This window comes from Micromonospora sp. NPDC051227, from assembly GCF_044455385.1.
GTDB lineage: Bacteria > Actinomycetota > Actinomycetes > Mycobacteriales > Micromonosporaceae > Micromonospora.
Genome location: NZ_JBITET010000004.1, coordinates 320,986 through 338,302, shown reverse-complemented (window position 1 = coordinate 338,302; position 17,317 = coordinate 320,986). Strand labels below are relative to the sequence as shown.

Genomic DNA, 17,317 nt, shown 5'->3' with positions numbered 1-17,317 from the left:
TCGCGCACCGGGCGCGCTGCGCACCGGCGGCCCTCCATCACGGGACGACAACGCTGAGAGAGCGCTCTCTTGACAGCGGGTTGACGACCCACCACCCTGTCGTGAGAGCGCTCTCTAAGCCATCTGCCATCACCCGCCCGCCTTGAGAGAGGTCGATAACCCATGGCTGTCTTCCCGCGCCGCCGCCTCGCCGCGGTGGCCCTCGCCGCCGCCACCGCCCTGCTCGTCACCGCTGGCTGCGGCGGCGGTGACGAGCCGGGCGACGGACCGGTCACCCTTACCGTCGACGTCTTCGGCCAGTTCGGCTACGAGCAGCTCTACCAGGAGTACATGACCGCGAACCCCGGCGTGAAGATCGTCGAGCGCGGCACCGGCACCAACCTCGACGAGTACTCGCCGAAGCTCACCCAGTGGCTCGCTGCCGGCCGGGGCGCCGGCGACGTGGTGGCCATCGAGGAGGGTCTGCTGGTCGAGTACAAGGCCAATCCGGCGAACTTCGTCAACCTGCTGGACCACGGCGCCGCCGACCTCAAGGGCAACTTCCTGGAGTGGAAGTGGAACGCCGGTCTGACCGCCGACGGCAAGCAGCTCATCGGCCTCGGCACCGACGTCGGCGGGATCGCCATCTGCTACCGCAAGGACCTCTTCCAGAAGGCCGGCCTGCCCACCGAACGGGACGCGGTCTCGAAGCTCTGGCCCACCTGGCCGGACTACATCGCCACCGGCGAGCGGTTCACCGCGGCGAAGACCGGCGCGTCCTTCCTCGACGGGGCGACCAACACCTTCAACACCATCCTGCTGCAGACCGCCGGCAACACGACCGGCTACAGCTACTACGACACCAGCGAGAAGCTGGTCGTCGACAGCAACCCGGCCGTGCGACAGGCCTACGACATCACAATGGACATCATCGACTCGGGCCTCTCCGGCAAGTACGGCTCCTGGTCGGAGGAGTGGGTGTCTGCCTTCAAGCAGTCGAAGTTCGCCACCATCGCCTGCCCCGCCTGGATGACCGGCGTCATCGAGGCCAACGCCGGCACTGACGCCCAGGGCAAGTGGGACATCGCCCGGGTGCCGGGCAACGGCGGCAACTGGGGTGGATCGCACCTCGCCGTTCCCAAGCAGAGCAAGCACCAGGCCGAGGCCATCAAGCTGGCCAAGTTCCTGACCAGCGCCAAGGGGCAGATCGGGGCGTTCAAGGCCAAGGGGCCGCTGCCTTCCTCGCCGCAGGCGCTCGACGACCCGGCGATCACCGGTGCGACCAACGCGTACTTCTCGGGGGCACCGGTCGGCGCCATCTTCGGCACCGGCGCGAAGAGCCTGAAGCCGGTCTACATGGGCCCGAAGAACCAGGCCGTACGGACCGAGGTGGAGAACGCCGTACGGACCGTGGAGCTGGGTCAGCGCAACCCCGCGCAGGGCTGGACCGACGCGGTGACCAACGCGAAGAAGGCCGCCGCCAAGTAGCCCGAGCGAGCGTGCGGGCGGGCCTCGGAAGCAGAGGTCCCGCCCGCACGACGGAAAGGAGTCCTCGGGCATGACCGTCCAGCTCGACGCCCGTCCGCCGGCCACACCGGCAACCGGTAAGCCCCGCCAGTCCTCGGGTCGGCTCAGTCGATTCGACACCCGCTTCTCGCCGTACCTCTACATCGCCCCGTTCTTCCTGATCTTCGGCATCTTCGGGGCGTACCCGCTGGCGTACACCTTCTGGGTGTCGCTGCACGACTGGGACCTACTCGGCGCCGACCACCCCTTCGTCGGGGCGGAGAACTACACCCGGCTGCTCGCCGACACCGACTTCTGGCACGCGCTGGTCAACACGCTGGGCATCTTCGTGATCTCCACGGTGCCGCAACTGCTCGCCGCGCTCTGGCTGGCCAACCTCCTGAACCGAGGGCTGCGGGCCCGCACCGGATGGCGGATGGCGGTGCTCGTCCCGAACGTCACCTCCACCGCCGCCGTGGCGATCGTGTTCGGGGTGCTCTTCGGCCGCGAGTTCGGCATGATCAACTGGTTGCTCGACCTGGTCGGGATGGACCCGATCGGCTGGAAGTCCAACCGGTTCGCCTCCTGGGTGGCCATCTCCGCCATGGTCGACTGGCGGTGGACGGGCTACAACGCGCTGATCCTGCTGGCCGCCATGCAGGCCATCCCCCGCGACCTGTACGAGGCGGCGGCGATCGACGGCGCCAGCCGCGCCCGGCAGTTCTGGTCGGTCACCGTGCCACTGCTCAAACCGACGATCATCTTCTGCACCATCATCGCCACCATCGGCGGCCTGCAACTCTTCACCGAGCCCCGGATGTTCAACTCCGGCACCAATCCGATCCGCGGCGGGCCGCTACGCGAGTCGCAGACCCTGACCATGTACATGTTCGAGAACGCCTTCGCCCCGCACTACAACTTCGGGTACGGCTCGGCCGTGGCCTGGCTGCTCTTCGCGCTCATCGCGATCGTCGCGGCGGTCAACGTGCTGATCCTGCGCCGACTCGGCGGCGCGGACCGACAGCAGAAGGGAGCGGCGCGATGAGCCGGCTCTGGCGGGCCAGCCCGCTCACCTACCTCGCCCTGGTCGTCGCCGCCGGCCTGTCGGTCTTTCCGATCTGGTGGATGTTCGTCGTCGCCAGCCGCAGCAACGACGCGATGGGCCAACTGCCACCCCCGGTCACGCCCGGCGGCAATCTGGGCGCGAACATCGCCCGACTGTTCGACAACACCGACGCGTACTTCCTGACCGGTCTGATCAACTCGGCGATCGTGGCCACCACGGTCACCGTGTCCGTGGTGTTCTTCTCCAGCCTGGCCGGGTTCGCCTTCGCCAAGCTCAGGTTCCGTGGCCGCAACGCGATGCTGCTGGTGATCATCGCGACCATGATGGTGCCGACGCAGCTCGGCGTGATCCCGCTCTACCTGCTCATGACCAAGCTGCACTGGAACGACCGGCTGCCAGCGGTCATCGTCCCGGTGCTGGTCACCGGGTTCGGGGTGTTCATGATGCGGCAGTACGCCGGCCAGGCCATCAGCGACGAACTGATCGAGGCCGCCCGGATGGACGGCTGTGGCACCGCCCGGGTCTGGTGGCACGTCGTGCTGCCCGCCCTGCGTCCCGCCGCCGCCGTCCTCGGTCTGCTCACCTTCATGACCACCTGGAACGACTTTCTCTGGCCGTACGCTGTATTGAACGATCCGGCGAATCCGACAGTGCAGCTGTCCCTACGAGCACTGTCGGACGGGTATTACCAGGACATGTCGCAGGTGTTCACCGGAACAGCCATCGCGACGCTGCCCCTGCTACTGGTCTTCGTGTTGTTCGGCCGGCAGATCATCGGCGGAATCATGGAAGGTGCGGTCAAGGCGTGAACCAGCGGAGCGAGCCAACCAACCGGTCCAGCAACGAGATCCGGTTTCCCGAACACTTCCTCTGGGGGGCGGCCACCGCCGCGTACCAGATCGAGGGTGCGGCCCGCGACGACGGTCGCGGTCCGTCTATCTGGGACACCTTCAGCCGTACGCCGGGCAAGGTGTACCAGGGCCACACCGGCGACGTCGCCTGCGACCACTACCACCGGTACGCCGACGACGTGGCGCTGATGGCCGAGCTGGGGCTGCGGGCGTACCGTTTCTCGGTCGCCTGGCCCCGCATCCAGCCCGACGGCACCGGCCCGGCCAACCCACGTGGGCTGGACTTCTACGACCGACTCACCGACACCCTGCTCGATCGGGGAATCGACCCGATCGTCACCCTCTACCACTGGGACCTGCCGCAGACCCTCGGCGACCGGGGCGGCTGGACCAACCGGGACACCGCCGAACACTTCGCCACCTACGCCACAGCGGTGTACGCCCGCCTCGGCGACCGAATCGACGTGTGGACCACGCTCAACGAGCCATGGTGCTCGGCCTACCTCGGCTACGGCAACGGGATGCACGCCCCGGGCGAGCAGGACCCGGGGGCGGCCTTCACCGCCGTACACCATCTGCTGTTGGGGCACGGCCTGGCGGCGCGGGCGCTGCGGGCGGCCGGCGCGCGCAGCGTCGGCATCACCGTCAACCCGGCGGACGTGCGACCGGCCGACCCGGAGAGCGCTGCCGACGCCGCCGCGGTCCGCCTGGTCGACGGCCTGCACAACCGGATCTTCCTCGACCCGCTGCTGGCCGGCGGCTACCCGGACGACGTCCGCGAGCACGTGGCGCGGATCGTCGAGCCGACGTTCATCCGCGACGGTGACGAGAAGCTGATCGCCGCCCCGATCGACCTGCTGGGGATCAACTACTACGCACCCGGTTACGTGGCAGGCCGGCCCGACGGCGCCGGCAACGACGCCTACCCGGGCACCGAGGGCGCTGTGCACTTCGTGCCGCCGACCGGGCCACTCACCGACATGGGCTGGATGATCGAGCCGGCCGGGCTGACCCGGCTGCTGGAACGGATCGCCACCGACTACCCCGGCGTGCCGCTGCTGATCACCGAGAACGGTGGGGCGTTCCCCGACAAGCCGGGCGCCGACTCGCCCGACGGGCCGACGCAGGTCATCGACACCGATCGCATCGCCTACCTCGACGGGCACCTGCGTGCGGCGCACGAAGCGATCTCCCGGGGCGTGGACCTGCGCGGTTATCTCGTATGGTCATTGCTGGACAACTTCGAGTGGGCGGAGGGTTACCGCAAGCGGTTCGGGATCGTGCACGTCGACTACCTGACCCAGCGGCGCACACCGAAGGCCAGCGCCCGGTGGTACCAGGAGGTGATCTCCCGGAACGGGCTGTGACGAGCGGGGGGGAGGCGCGATGACGACGGCGCAGCGGCCGACGCTCGAAGCGGTGGCAGCGCGGGCCGGGGTGTCCCGCGCCACCGTTTCCCGGGTGGTCAACGGCTCCACCACCGTCGCCGAACCGATCCGCGAGGCGGTCACCCGGGCGGTCGCCGAGTTGGGGTACGTCCCCAACCTGGCGGCCCGCAGCCTGGTCACCCAGCGCACCGACTCGATCGCCCTGGTCATGCCGGAGGCGGCCACCCGGGTCTTCTCCGACGACCAGGTCTTCCCCGGCATCATCCGGGGTGTCAGCCAGGAACTGGAGGCCGCCGACAAGCAACTGGTGCTGATGCTCGCCGGCTCGCCGGCCGGACACCACCGGGTCGAGCGGTACACCACCGGCCGGCACGTCGACGGCGTGCTCTTCGCGTCGCTGCACGGTGCCGACCCGCTGCCCGGCACGCTGGCCCGACTCGGCATCCCGGTGGTGGTCAGCGGTCGCCCACTCGGCAACGTGCCCGTCCCGTACGTCGACGTCGACCACGTGGCGGGGGTGACAGCAGCCGTCCGGCACATGATCGACAGCGGTCGTCGACGGATCGCGACCATCGCCGGGCCACAGGACATGGTCGCCGGGATCGAACGGCTCAGCGGCTACCGCAGCACTGTCGCCGACGCGGGGCTGCCCGAGCTGATCGCCATCGGTGACTTCACCCGGGAATCCGGGTCGGCGGCGATGCGCCGCCTGCTCGCCGAGCATCCCGACCTCGACGGGGTCTTCGCCGCCTCCGACCTGATGGCGCACGCCGCCCTGCGGACTCTGCGCGAGGCAGGTCGGCGGGTGCCCGACGACGTGGCGGTGGTCGGCTTCGACGACATCGAGACCGCCGCCTACACCGAGCCGCCGCTGACCACCGTCCGGCAGCCGATCGTGGAACTCGGCCGCCGGATGACCCGCCAACTGCTCCGGCTGGCCGCCGGGGAGAGCATCGAGCAGGCGGTCATGCTCCCCACCGAGCTGATCCGCCGCGCCTCCGCCTGACCGCGCCGGGCGGGTTAATGCGTCGCTCGGGCAGGCGATCCTGGTTAGCCTCGCCGACATGCCGGATCCTGTAGCGCTGCTCAGCTGTTCCCACCGATTCGTCGAGATCGAGGCCGTCGCGGCCGTACGGATGGGGGCCTGACATGCGGATTCGTGAAGCGCAGCCGGACGACGCTCCGGGCGTGGTGGCCCTGCGGGCGATCGTCTACCCGTACCTGGTGCGCGGGGTCGAGTCGACCCGGAAGATGCTCGCCGAGCCCCCGCCGGAGGAAGCCTGGACCGCCTTCGTGGCCGAGGCCGACCACCAGGTGGTCGGCTGGGTGTCCGCCGAACGAATCGGCACGACATCGGTGGCGAACGTCGGTGGCATCAACCTGCTGCACGTGCACCCGGAGCATCGCCGACGCGGCATCGGCAGCGAGCTGCTGACAACCGCGACCAACTACCTCCGCCCGTTGGGAGTCCGCCGGGTGCGTGCAACGGCACAACCGGGGGCGCTGCCGTTCGCCAGCCGCCACGGCTACGAGCCCAGCCGCGAGGTGCGCTACTCGGCGCTCGATCTGAACCCGGCACCCGCGCTACCCGACCCACCCCCGGGCGTACGGCTGCACCCGGTCGCTGACCTGGACCCGCACCTGCTGTACGCGGCGGACGTGGCCTCCGCCGCCGACGAGCCGGGCGACGTGCCGGTCGACAGCAAGAGCTACCAGAGCTGGCAGTACGACGTCTGGGACAACCTCGGCCTGGACAAGACAGCCAGCATCGCCGCCGAGGTCGACGGGGAGGTGGTCGCCTTCAGTCTGGTCAAGCGCGACGGGGACCGGATGTGGTCTGACTACACCGGCACCATCCCGGCATACCGAGGTCGAGGTTTGGCCCGGCTGGCCAAGACGGCGGCGCTGCACCGGGCTGCCGCGAACGGCGTGCGCGTCGCGTACACCTCGAACGACGAGGCGAACGTGCCGATGCTCGCGGTCAACGCCCGACTGGGCTACCGAGCGGTGGCCTCCCAGTGGACCTGCCTGGCCGACCTGACCTGACCCGCGCGCGCCGATCTTGCAGTTCCTGTCGTCGGAATGCGCAGAATGCCCCATGTGTCGCGACAGCAAGTGCAAGATCGCGGAAGGACGCGGCTCAGCCTCGTCGATCATGGAGTTGTGGTGCCTGCTTTGGTGCGGCAAGGGCACTTTGTCACTCACCACAACTCCATGATCGACGCGGCAGCGGGGGTTGATTAAGGGGAGATACCCTACGCGACGGGGTTGTCGAACACCTGGCGGGCGACGGCATACGTGTCGGGGCCGAAGAGCACCAGGCGGGCCTCGGTGACGGTGGCCGGGGTGGCCGAGCGCAGCACCGCCAGCGCCTGACCGACCGCGTCGTCGATCGGCCAGGCGTAGATGCCGGCGGAGATCAGCGGGAACGCCACTGTGGTCGCGCCCACCTCGTCGGCCACCCGGAGGCTGTTGGCGTAGCAGTCGCGCAGCAGCGCCGACCGGTCCTCGCTGGCCGACCAGACCGGCCCAACGGTGTGGATCACCCAACGGGCCGACAACTCCCCGGCCGTGGTCGCCACCGCCTGGCCGGTGGGCAGGCCCCTGCCGTAGCGGGACGCCCGCAGCGCCCGGCACTCGGCCAGGATCGCCGGCCCGCCGCGCCGGTGGATGGCACCGTCGACCCCACCGCCACCGAGCAGGGACGAGTTCGCGGCGTTCACGATGGCGTCCACCCGCTGGGTGGTAATGTCTCCCTCGACCAGGCTGATCTCCATGTCAGCTCTGCTCGATCGGCTGGCCCATCGAGCGACGGGCCAGCAACGTGGCACCGGCGACCGCGGCCGGCATGATCAGCACGGCGCCGAGCGGAATCAGGAAGCAGAGGAAGACGGCCACTCCGAAGCCGAGCGCGGTGGGTCGGTCGGCCTTCAGGATCGTCCGGCGCTGCGGCAGCCGCATCCCCCGTCGGTAGAAGGGTGCACCGACCAGCTCCACGGCGAGGAACCACCCGCCCACGGCCGCCCCGATGACCGGGACGACCGTCTGGCCGACCACCGGGATGAAGCCGGCGACGAAGAGCGGGATGCCGACCAACGCCGTGAGCGCCACAAGGCGTACCGAGTCGGCGAGGCTGCGGCGCAGCGACGACCAGAAGGGCACGTCCACCGCGCCCGGCGTGCCGCCGTACCGCTGCTCGACCTGCTCGGAGATCTTCTCGTAGAACGGGTCGCCGATGACCAGGGTGACAGCGGTGAAAGTGAGCACGCCGAGCAGGCCGCCGAGCCCCAGGAAGGCCAACCCGGCGATCACCCGGACCAGGCTGCGGCCGGTGCTCGACCAGTCGTCGGCGAACGGGGTGACCAGCGCGGCGAGATCGTCCACGAAGTACACCAGCGTGGCGAGCGCGACCAGGAAGAGCACGCCGGAGATCAGCGCCGGCACGATGCCGAGCAGCATCAGCCCCGGGCTGCGGGCGTAGAGGCCCAGCCCGCGCAGGAGCAGCCCCGCCCCGGCGAGGAAGCGTCCGACGGCCCCGGTCACCGGGCTGGCGATTCTGCTGGCATCCACGATCGAGCAGCCTAACCAGCCGTGCGCGGATCCGCCGGGCGGAGCGCTAGCAGCGACTCACGACGTACACATCAACCGGTTGACGGACGGCAGCGATCCACCGGGGACGCCGAGGTTCGTCGCCGACCGGTCGATTCGCCGGCGGGCCACCCCGACAACCCTTGAGGGGTACGAAGTCAGCGGCGGCGGAAGGCGGCACGATGCCGGTCATCGAGGTGACCCACCTGAAGAAGCGGTACGGCGACCTGATGGCGGTGGACGACGTGTCGCTCGTGGTGGAGGCCGGGGAGATCTTCGGCGTCCTCGGTCCGAACGGCGCCGGCAAGACCACCACCGTGGAGTGTGTCGCCGGGCTGCGTGTCCCAGACGGGGGCGGGGTGTCGGTCCTCGGGCTAGACCCCCGCCGGGACGCGGCCCAGCTACGCCAGCGGGTCGGGGTGCAACTCCAGGAGAGTCAACTGCCGGACCGGTTGCGGGTGGCCGAGGCACTGGAGCTGTACGCCTCGTTCTACCGCAACCCGGTCGACCCGGCCGAGCTGATCGACAAGCTGGGCCTCGGCGACAAGCGGAACACCGCGTACAAGAAGCTCTCCGGCGGTCAGAAGCAGCGGCTCTCCATCGCGCTGGCCCTGGTGGGCAACCCGGAGATCGCCATCCTCGACGAGCTGACCACCGGGCTGGACCCGCAGGCCCGCCGGGACACCTGGGGCCTCATCGAACAGGTCCGCGACAGCGGGGTGACGATCGTGCTGGTCACCCACTTCATGGAGGAGGCCGAGCGGCTCTGCGACCGGGTCGCGGTGATCGACCGGGGTCGGGTGGTCGCCCTGGACAGCCCGGCGGGCCTGGTGTCGACGGTGGCTCCGGAGCAGCGGATCCGGTTCCGGCCCTCGGCTCCGGTCGACGACCGGCTCCTCACCGACCTGCCCGAGGTGTCCGCCGTGCAGCGAACCGGCAGCCAGGTGGTGGTGACCGGCACCGGTGAGTTGCTGCACGCCGTCACCTCGGTGCTCGCCCGCCACCAGATCGTCGCCGCGGACCTGCGGCTGGAGCAGTCCACCCTCGACGACGTCTTCGTCGAGCTGACCGGGCACCGGCCCGCCAACTGAGAGGGAGCCAGCATGCACGCCTTCCGCAACATCCTGAGAACCGAGGCGCGCCTCTACCTGCGAGACCTGCCGACGCTTCTCACCACGATCGGGCTACCCACAGTGATCCTGGTGGTGCTGGGGCTGGTCCCCTCGCTGCGAAAGCCGGATCCGACCTTCGACGGGCAGACCTTCGTCAGCTATTTCGCCCCGTCGCTGCTGGTGGTCACCCTCGCCATGGTCGGGGTGAACACGCTGCCTTCGGTGCTGGCCACCTACCGGGAACGCGGCGTGCTGCGTCGGCTGGCGACCACCCCGGCGCACCCGGCGGCTCTGCTCGCCGCCCAACTGGTGCTGGCCCTGGCCGGGATCCTGGCCAGCGCGCTGCTACTCATCGTCGTCGCCCGGCTCGCGTTCGGGGTGCCGTTCCCCCGGCACCCGCTCGGCTTCACGCTGGCGTTCGTCCTCGGCACGGCCGCCCTGCTGTCGCTCGGCCTGCTGGTCGCCGCAGTGGCCCGGACGACGAAGGCGGCACAGGCCCTGGCCGTGCCGCTGTTCCTGGTCACCATGTTCTTCGGCGGGGTCTACCTGCCCCGGTTCCTGCTCCCGGACGTCGTGGCGCGGATCGGCGACTACACGCCGCCCGGGGTGCAGGCACTCCTCGACGCCTGGACCGGCACGTCGCCGCAACCGCTGCACCTGGCGATAATGGCGGTGATCGCCGTGGCGGCCGGCGCCGGCGCGGCGAAACTGTTCCGCTGGGAGTGAGCGGAGATGCGATGACCTGCAACGGTGGGCACGACCGTTTGACCAGTTGGCGAGAGCGCGAGGCGGCCCTCTATCGCGTTTTCCCCTTCGGCGGGCTGGCCCTGGGCACCCTGCTGGCCCTCGTCGCACCGGCACCCCACCACCTCGGGGCGCTGCCCACCCTCGCCGTCGCCGTGGCGGCCGGATGCTGGGTCGCCTGGTTCGTCACAGTGCACCCCGGCTGGCAGAGCCGGCGCACGCTGATGGCGGTCTACTACGCCGGGCTGCTCACGTTCGCCGCCGCACTGGTGGCCGCCAGTCCGTGGTACGGCTTCTTCGCCTGGATCGGCTATATCCATGCCTTTCCGGTGCTGCCCGGGCGCTGGCGGGTCGCCGGCGTGATCACCACGGCCGCCCTCGTCGCCACCTCTCAGGGTGGTGGTCTGTCGGTGGCGGTGTCGCACTGGCCGCTCTGGCTGGTGCTGGTGCTGTTCAACCTGGTGGTGGCCGGCTCGGTGAGCTGGTTCGCGATGGTTGCCGAACAGGAGGACGCCAAACGCAAACGGTTGGTGGCGGAACTCGGCGAGACCAACCGCCAACTCACCGAGACGGTCAGTGAGAACGCCGGGCTGCACGCCCAACTACTCGCCCAGGCGCGGGAGGCCGGCGTGCTGGACGAACGGCAACGGATGGCGCGCGAGATCCACGACACCCTGGCGCAGGGGTTGACCGGCATCATCACCCAGTTGGAGGCGGCCGAGCAGACCCGCGACCGGTCCGCCGACTGGCGCCGGCACGTCGACAACGCGCTCGCCCTGGCCCGGGAGAGCCTCACCGAGGCCCGCCGTTCGGTACAGGCGGTCCGTCCGGAACCGTTGGAGACGGCGCGGCTACCGGACGCGCTCGTCGAGCTGGGCGGACGCTGGTCGGCCCTGAACGGGGTACGGGCCGACGTGGCCACCACCGGCACACCTCGTCCGCTGCACCCGGAGGTCGAGGTGACCCTGCTACGGGCCGCCCAGGAGGCGCTGTCCAACGTGGCCCGGCACGCCGCCGCGTCACGGGTCGGGCTGACCCTGTCGTACATGGCGGACGTGGTCACGCTTGACGTCCGTGACGACGGGGCGGGCTTCGACCCCACCGACCAGCCGCTGCCCCGTGAGCCGGGCGGCGGGTACGGGCTGACCGCCATGCGGCAACGGGTGACACGGGTCGGTGGCGAGTTGGCCGTCGAATCCGAGCCGGGCGGCGGCACCGCCATCTCGGCGTCCGTCCCCGCGCTGACCGGAGGTGCCGGTTGACCGCCCCGGTCCGACTGCTGATCGTCGACGATCATCCGGTGGTGCGGGACGGCCTGCGGGGGATGTTCACCGGTGACCCCGACTTCGAGGTGGTGGGCGAGGCGGCGGACGGGTCGGAGGCGTTGGTCCTGGTCGCGGCGCTGCGGCCGGACGTGGTGCTGATGGATCTGCGGATGCCCGGCATGGACGGGGTGACCGCCATCGGCAGGCTGGCTCGCGCCGGCAGTGCCGCCCGGGTGCTGGTGCTCACCACCTACGACACGGACGCGGACGTGCTGCCGGCGATCGAGGCCGGTGCGACCGGTTACCTGCTCAAGGACACACCTCGGGAGGATCTGGTCCGGGCGGTCCGGGCCGCGGCCCGGGGCGAGTCGGTGCTCGCGCCGAGCGTCGCCGGCCGGCTGATGGGCCGGCTGCGCGCTCCCGCCGAGGAACCGCTCAGTCAACGGGAGCTGGAAGTGCTCACCCTGGTGGCCCGGGGTGCCTCCAACCGGGAGGCGGCGACCCGTCTGTTCATCAGCGAGGCCACCGTCAAGACACACCTGCTGCACCTGTACGCCAAGCTCGGGGTCAACGACCGGGCTGCCGCGGTGGCCGCCGCGTACGACCGGGGGTTGCTGACGCCCGGCGGGCGGTGAGCGGCACCGGGCAGGATGGGCGGGTGCGCGCGTCCCGACTGATCTCGTTGCTGTTGCTGTTGCAGTCGCGCGGATCCATGACCGCTAGCGAGCTGGCGCGGGAGCTGGAGGTCTCCGAGCGGACCGTCTACCGGGACGTTCTGGCGCTCTCGGCGGCGGGTGTGCCGGTCTACGCCGACCGGGGGCGGGCCGGTGGTTACCGCCTGCTCGGCGGGTTCCGCACCCGACTGACCGGGCTGACCCGGGACGAGGCCGAGGCGCTCTTCCTCGCCGGGCTGCCCGGGCCGGCCGGCGAGATGGGGCTCGCCGACGCGGTCGCGTCGGCCGAGCTGAAGGTGCTCGCCGCGCTGCCACCCTCCCTGCGCGACGCGCCGGCCCGCGCCGGGCAGCGCTTCCACCTGGACGTACCGGGCTGGTTCCGGGAGACCGCACCACCGCTCTGGCTGCCGGAGCTGGCCCGGGCGGTCTGGGCGGACCGGGTGGTGGAGCTGCGCTACCGACGCGGCGACCGGGAGGCGACCCGCCAGGTCCAGCCGTACGGCCTGGTGCTCAAGAGCGGGGTCTGGTACCTGGTCGGCCGGGTCGGCGACGACGTGCGCACCTACCGGGTGGACCGGGTCACCGGGGTCGAGGTGGGCGACGAGCACTTCGACCGCGACGAGGGCTTCGACCTGGCCGGGCACTGGCGCGAGCAGGCCGGGTCGTTTCTGCGGACCATGCTGCGGGCCGAGGTCGCCGTCCGGCTGAGCCCCGCCGGCCTGCGCCAGCTCCGGCACCTGGTCGATGCCCCCAACGTGTACGACGAACTGGTCGCCGCCGCCAGCCCGCCCGACGGGCAGGGCTGGGTGGTAGCTCGGCTGCCCGTCGAGTCGGTCCAGGTGGCGTACCACCAACTGCTGGGGCTCGGCCCCGAGGTCGAGGTCATCGACCCACCCGAGCTGCGGCGGTTATTCGCGGAGAGCGCCGACCGGCTCGCCGCGCTCTACCGGTAGCCGGTCACGTCCGCCGGCTTGCCCGCGTCGACCACCTCGGTGATGTAGCGGAAACCCTCGGGTTGGCTGCCGTCGATGTCGGTGAAGCCGTACACCTTGGACAGCGTGCCGGCGTCGACGGACCTGCCGCTCCAACGGGCCTTCTCCTCGTCGGCGGCGAGCGCGGCCACGGCGCGACCGACGAAGGCCGGGGTCTCCGAGATGAGGAAGTTCGGGTCGGTGGCGGCACCGTCGCGCCAGTTCTCCTCGGTCACGCCGAAGTGCTCCAGCATCGCCTCGGAACGGATCCAGCCGGGGGTGAGCGCCACGGCCGTGCAGCCGTGCGGCTTCAGCTCGTGCGCCTGGCTGAAGGCGAGCCGGTTGACCGAGACCTTGGCCAGGTCGTAGAAGACCGACAGCCGGTAGTTCTCGTCGTTGTACGCCTTGGTGCCGTCGCCCATCTCCACCACCAGGCCGCCGGGCTTGCGGATCAGCAGCGGCAGGGCGAAGTGGCTGGTGATGATGTGCGTGTCGACGGCCAGTCGCAGGGTACGGAAGCCGGCGTCGAGCGGCTGCTCCCAGACCGGCTTGTTCCAGGTGACCAGTGGGTCGCCGCCCCAGATGTCGTTCACCAGCACGTCGAGTTGGCAGTGCTCGGCGTCGATCCGGGCGACCAGGTCACGGACCTGCTCGGGCACCAGGTGGTCGACCTGAACGGCGATGCCGGTGCCGCCGGCCGCGCTGACCAGTTCGGCGGTCTCCTCGATGGTCTCCGGGCGATCCATCTCGGAACGGCCGGCCCGGGAGCTGCGACCGGTGGCGTAGACCGTGGCACCGGCCGCACCGAGCTGAACGGCGATCTGGCGCCCGGCACCACGGGTGGCACCGGCGACGAGCGCTATTTTTCCTGTGAGCGGTTGTGTCATGCCTGCGACGTTGTCAGGAATACCTGACAACCGACGTCCGAATTCCGTACTCGATCTAATCGACCAGTCGGACCCGGACCCGGCGGTTGGCCCGGCCCTTGCTCTCCACCTTGACCACCTGGACCTTGCCGATCTGGGCGGTGGAGGCGACGTGGGTGCCACCGTCGGCCTGCACGTCCAGCCCGACGATGTCGACGATCCGGACCTCCTGCTCATCCGGCGGGATGAGGTTGGACTGGGTACGGATGATGTCCGGCAGGGCCAGCGCCTCGGTGCGCGGCAGCACCCGGGTGGCGACCGAGCGGTCGGCGGCCACCTCGGCGTTGACCAGCTCCTCGATGCGGCTCTTGAAGTCCGGGGGCACCTCGGGGAGGTTGAAGTCCATCCGGGCCTCGCCCGGCTCCATGTTACCGCCGGTGACCAGCGCGCCGAAGTCGCGGAACACCACACCGCAGAGCACGTGCAGCCCGGAGTGGGTACGCATCAGCCGGGTGCGGCGCTCGTCCTCCACCGCGCCCACGACCTCGGTGCCGACCGGCGGCAGCGGGTCACCCTCGGCGGGGATCAGGTAGGGGTCGTCGCCCTTGCGGGTGCCGACGATCCGGGTCTGCACGCCCTGCCAGAGCAGGACGCCGTGGTCGGGTGGTTGACCACCGCCGCCCGGGTAGAACGCCGAACGGTCCAGCACGATGCCCTGCTCCGCGTCGGAGTGCAGGACCGTGCACGTCCATTCGCGCAGGGTCGGGTCGGCAAGGTCCAGCCGGTGCGTCCGGCCGTGCTGTGTGACGCCCATGACAGGGCAGGTTACTCGTTCAGGAAGCCGGAGATGCGGTCCCGCAGATCGGCGCGTTCCGACCAGAGCACGCCGGGCCGGTCGTACACGTGCAGGGTGGCCTGGGGCAGCGCGACGGCGAGCCGCTCGGCGACCTCGACCGGGTGCAGGTCGTCACCCGCGCAACCGATCACCAACGCCGGCGCGGTGACCGCCGTCAGGTCACCGATCTGGCGCAGCGGGGTCTGGTCGGTGAGCGTGGCCAGACCGTCGGCCAGACCGTCGCGGAGCAGTTGGTCGAGCCGTTGTCGCAGGTAGGCCCAGCCGGCCGGGGTGTTGCGCACCGCCGGAGGCAACTCCAGCGTGACGATGTCGGCGACCGCCGAGGCGTCCCCGCTCTCCACCGCCTCCAGCAGGTCGGTGACGCGCTCCCGAGCGAGCGGCCCACGCGGCTCGTCGAGGACCGCCGGCAGGAAGAAGACCAGCTTGTCGAAACGCTCCGGGCTCTCCACCAGGAGCCGGCAGAGGGCACCCGCGCCGAGGCTGGCGCCGAACGCCCGGCTGGCGCCGCCGAGGTCGGCGATCGCCCGCAGATCCCGGGCCAGGTCCAGGTAGTCCCAGGGCCCGTCCGGGGCTTCGGAGCGGCCGTGCCCGCGGAACTGGAAGAACACCTTGCGGCCGTTCACCCCACTGCCGAACGGGCGGGTGGTGGCGATGCCGTTGCCCAGCCCGTGCGCGAACACGGTGACCGGATCACCGGTGCCGGTGACCAGCCGCTCCAGCCGTACGCCGTGCGGGGTGGTGACCAGCTCGGTCTCCGGCTCCGGCAGCGCCGGCCGGCCGGTACGCGGCCCACCCGGCCCGGGCCCCCAGGTGCGGGGCCCGCTGTCGGGTGGGGGCGGCCAGCGAAAACCTCTCACCAGAACCCTTTGCCGTCGCTCAGGTCGCGCAGACCGACCCGTACGTCGAGCAGGTAGATGAGCGCGGCGGCGATGCCGATCAGTCCGAAGAGGCTGATCGGACCGAAGCCGAGCAGGGTGAGTACGAGGCAGACCGCCAGGATGGCGATCCAGCCGCCCTTGGGCAGCGTCCCGATGGCGGGGAAGGCGTCGGAGCGCTGCGTGACGGCGTGCACCAGCGCGACACCCTGGATGATCAGCGCGAAGACGAGCAGAATCAGCTCGATCACGTAGCGGACTTCGAACGCGAAGATCGGCGCGGCGTTGGCCATGTCGGCCAGTTTATGTCCACGACCCCGGCTACGTCCGACAAGGACGCCGCCGGGGTCGTGGACCCGACGAGCTACTCGGCGGCCGGGCGGGTCCGCTTGGTGGCCCGGGGGAGCTTCGCCGACGGGGTCTCGGCCGGCTTGACGGCCTTCGGCGCGCGGGCGACCTTCTTGACCGCGGCCGGCTTGGCCTCGGCGATCTCGGCCACGTCGGCCGGCGTCGGCGCTTCGGCGGGGGTGGTGGCCGGCGTCACGGCCTCGGTGGCCTCGATGTCGGCGTTGACCGTCTCGGCGGCCTCCAGCACGCCGGCACCGACGACCCGCTCGCCCCGGGCGACCAGCGCGCCGTACGCGGCGAACGCGCGCTCCTGGGCGACCTGGGCGCTCGCGACCACCAGGGCGGCGTTGCGGGTCGCGGCGGCGCGCAGCTTGTCGATGTCGGCCACCTCGCGCAGCTTCGCCAGGTCGGCGGTCTCATTGGCGGTGCGCAGCGTCTCGGTGGCCTTCTGCTTCAGCTCGAAGCCGGTCAGCACGGCCCGACCGCCCAGGTCGGCGACGACCCGGGTGCTGAGCACGCCGACCACGGCCGGCAACTTGCGCAGCTGCTCGATGGCCAGTTCACCGGCGCCTGCGGCAGCGTAGATCGGGGCGGGGATGCGGTTGGTCTTCGGCTCGCTCATGACGTCTCCTCTTCGGCCGCCTCGGCGGCCTTCTTCTTCTGGGGGATGGTGGTGCTGCCCGGGGCGGGGGCGGTGCCCGCCTCGGTGACGGCGACCGACTCGAGCACAGCCTCGGTCGGGGTGCCGCCCACGGTGGTGGGGCCGGTGGCGGCCGCATTGGCCAGATCGGCGGCCTGGCTCGCGGACTGGTCGGCGGCCTGGTCGGGCTGAGCCGCCTCGGCCTGGGCCTCGGCCAGCCGGGTGTTCTCCCGGCGGAACGTCTCGTAGATCTGACTGAGCGACTGCTTCTGCGCCATCGTCAGGTCGGCGTCCACGGCGATTGCGGCGAGCACCCCGTGGCCTTCCTTGTCGTCGAGCAGACCGGCACGCAGGTACATCGCCGGCGTGGAGACCCGCAGCGCGCTCGCCAGTTGCTGGAGCACCTCGGCGCTGGGTTTGCGCAGGCCGCGCTCGATCTGACTGAGGTACGGGTTGCTGACCCCCGCCTGCTCGGCGAGCTGCCGAAGCGAGATCTTGGCGTTGCGCCGCAGATCGCGGATGAACCCGCCGACGTCGGGAAGGTCCTTGGGTGTGGCCATGGCAGGGACGCTAACCGCCCGCGCTAGC

The 17,317-nt window shown here is 70.8% G+C and carries 19 protein-coding genes; 11 read left to right on the top strand and 8 right to left on the bottom strand.

The window, feature by feature from the left end; translation table 11 throughout:
* The first annotated feature begins 162 nt into the window (after positions 1 to 162).
* From ACIA47_RS13045 to ACIA47_RS13020, 6 genes are all read left to right on the top strand, one after another.
* Positions 163 to 1,467, top strand: coding sequence for an ABC transporter substrate-binding protein (locus ACIA47_RS13045; RefSeq protein WP_396707775.1), 1,305 nt, complete (start codon positions 163 to 165; stop codon positions 1,465 to 1,467).
* A gap of 70 nt (positions 1,468 to 1,537) precedes the next feature.
* Complete coding sequence (locus tag ACIA47_RS13040) at positions 1,538 to 2,530, top strand: carbohydrate ABC transporter permease (RefSeq protein WP_396707773.1); 993 nt, start codon at positions 1,538 to 1,540, stop codon at positions 2,528 to 2,530.
* Positions 2,527 to 3,360: a carbohydrate ABC transporter permease gene (locus ACIA47_RS13035; protein ID WP_203125084.1), complete on the top strand. Its 834-nt coding sequence runs from the start codon at positions 2,527 to 2,529 to the stop codon at positions 3,358 to 3,360. The genes ACIA47_RS13040 and ACIA47_RS13035 overlap by 4 nt, the downstream gene beginning before the upstream one ends.
* Positions 3,357 to 4,769: a GH1 family beta-glucosidase gene (locus ACIA47_RS13030; RefSeq protein WP_203125082.1), complete on the top strand. Its 1,413-nt coding sequence runs from the start codon at positions 3,357 to 3,359 to the stop codon at positions 4,767 to 4,769. Before ACIA47_RS13035 ends, ACIA47_RS13030 begins: the two co-directional genes overlap by 4 nt.
* Positions 4,770 to 4,788: 19 nt before the next feature.
* A complete protein-coding gene (locus ACIA47_RS13025; RefSeq protein ID WP_396707770.1) occupies positions 4,789 to 5,796 on the top strand; it encodes a LacI family DNA-binding transcriptional regulator in 1,008 nt (335 codons plus the stop codon).
* A gap of 143 nt (positions 5,797 to 5,939) precedes the next feature.
* A complete protein-coding gene (locus ACIA47_RS13020) occupies positions 5,940 to 6,836 on the top strand; it encodes a GNAT family N-acetyltransferase (RefSeq protein ID WP_396707768.1) in 897 nt (298 codons plus the stop codon).
* 209 nt (positions 6,837 to 7,045) lie between these two features.
* On the opposite strand, the gene ACIA47_RS13015 is transcribed toward ACIA47_RS13020, so the two are convergent.
* The gene (locus tag ACIA47_RS13015) at positions 7,046 to 7,567 is read right to left on the bottom strand and encodes an O-acetyl-ADP-ribose deacetylase (RefSeq protein ID WP_396707766.1); all 522 of its coding nucleotides are present in this window, start codon (positions 7,565 to 7,567) and stop codon (positions 7,046 to 7,048) included.
* A 1-nt stretch (position 7,568) separates the two neighbouring features.
* On the bottom strand, positions 7,569 to 8,360 hold the full coding sequence (locus ACIA47_RS13010; RefSeq protein WP_396707764.1) for an EI24 domain-containing protein: 792 nt from the start codon (positions 8,358 to 8,360) through the stop codon (positions 7,569 to 7,571).
* 200 nt (positions 8,361 to 8,560) lie between these two features.
* Between ACIA47_RS13010 and ACIA47_RS13005 the strand changes: the two genes are divergently transcribed.
* From ACIA47_RS13005 to ACIA47_RS12985, 5 genes are read left to right on the top strand one after another with little or no spacing between them, the layout of a single operon-like run.
* Entirely contained in the window at positions 8,561 to 9,469 is a 909-nt protein-coding gene (locus tag ACIA47_RS13005) for an ABC transporter ATP-binding protein (RefSeq protein ID WP_203125074.1), read from the top strand.
* A gap of 12 nt (positions 9,470 to 9,481) precedes the next feature.
* Positions 9,482 to 10,216 carry an ABC transporter permease gene (locus ACIA47_RS13000; protein ID WP_396707762.1) on the top strand — a complete coding sequence of 245 codons (735 nt, stop codon included), beginning with the start codon at positions 9,482 to 9,484 and terminating at the stop codon, positions 10,214 to 10,216.
* 11 nt (positions 10,217 to 10,227) lie between these two features.
* Positions 10,228 to 11,496: a sensor histidine kinase gene (locus tag ACIA47_RS12995; protein ID WP_238411772.1), complete on the top strand. Its 1,269-nt coding sequence runs from the start codon at positions 10,228 to 10,230 to the stop codon at positions 11,494 to 11,496.
* Positions 11,493 to 12,134, top strand: a complete 642-nt coding sequence (locus ACIA47_RS12990; RefSeq protein WP_396707759.1) for a response regulator — start codon at positions 11,493 to 11,495, stop codon at positions 12,132 to 12,134. The genes ACIA47_RS12995 and ACIA47_RS12990 overlap by 4 nt, the downstream gene beginning before the upstream one ends.
* Positions 12,135 to 12,157: 23 nt before the next feature.
* Entirely contained in the window at positions 12,158 to 13,126 is a 969-nt protein-coding gene (locus ACIA47_RS12985) for a YafY family protein (RefSeq protein WP_203122871.1), read from the top strand.
* Here ACIA47_RS12985 and ACIA47_RS12980 read toward each other — a convergent pair.
* The 6 genes from ACIA47_RS12980 to ACIA47_RS12955 form a co-directional block, all read right to left on the bottom strand.
* Positions 13,117 to 14,031 (bottom strand): SDR family oxidoreductase, encoded by a 915-nt coding sequence (locus ACIA47_RS12980; RefSeq protein ID WP_396707757.1) that lies wholly within the window; start codon positions 14,029 to 14,031, stop codon positions 13,117 to 13,119. The two genes, ACIA47_RS12985 and ACIA47_RS12980, sit on opposite strands and share 10 nt — an antisense overlap.
* Positions 14,032 to 14,086: 55 nt before the next feature.
* Positions 14,087 to 14,824 (bottom strand): alanyl-tRNA editing protein, encoded by a 738-nt coding sequence (locus tag ACIA47_RS12975; RefSeq protein WP_091402819.1) that lies wholly within the window; start codon positions 14,822 to 14,824, stop codon positions 14,087 to 14,089.
* Between the two features lie 11 nt (positions 14,825 to 14,835).
* Entirely contained in the window at positions 14,836 to 15,723 is an 888-nt protein-coding gene (locus tag ACIA47_RS12970) for an alpha/beta fold hydrolase (RefSeq protein ID WP_091402823.1), read from the bottom strand.
* Positions 15,720 to 16,034: a DUF2516 family protein gene (locus ACIA47_RS12965; RefSeq protein WP_030327754.1), complete on the bottom strand. Its 315-nt coding sequence runs from the start codon at positions 16,032 to 16,034 to the stop codon at positions 15,720 to 15,722. The genes ACIA47_RS12970 and ACIA47_RS12965 overlap by 4 nt, the downstream gene beginning before the upstream one ends.
* 71 nt (positions 16,035 to 16,105) lie before the next feature.
* Positions 16,106 to 16,711: a hypothetical protein gene (locus ACIA47_RS12960; RefSeq protein WP_396707754.1), complete on the bottom strand. Its 606-nt coding sequence runs from the start codon at positions 16,709 to 16,711 to the stop codon at positions 16,106 to 16,108.
* Positions 16,708 to 17,289: a helix-turn-helix transcriptional regulator gene (locus ACIA47_RS12955; protein ID WP_203122868.1), complete on the bottom strand. Its 582-nt coding sequence runs from the start codon at positions 17,287 to 17,289 to the stop codon at positions 16,708 to 16,710. The genes ACIA47_RS12960 and ACIA47_RS12955 overlap by 4 nt, the downstream gene beginning before the upstream one ends.
* Between the last annotated feature and the right edge of the window lie 28 nt (positions 17,290 to 17,317).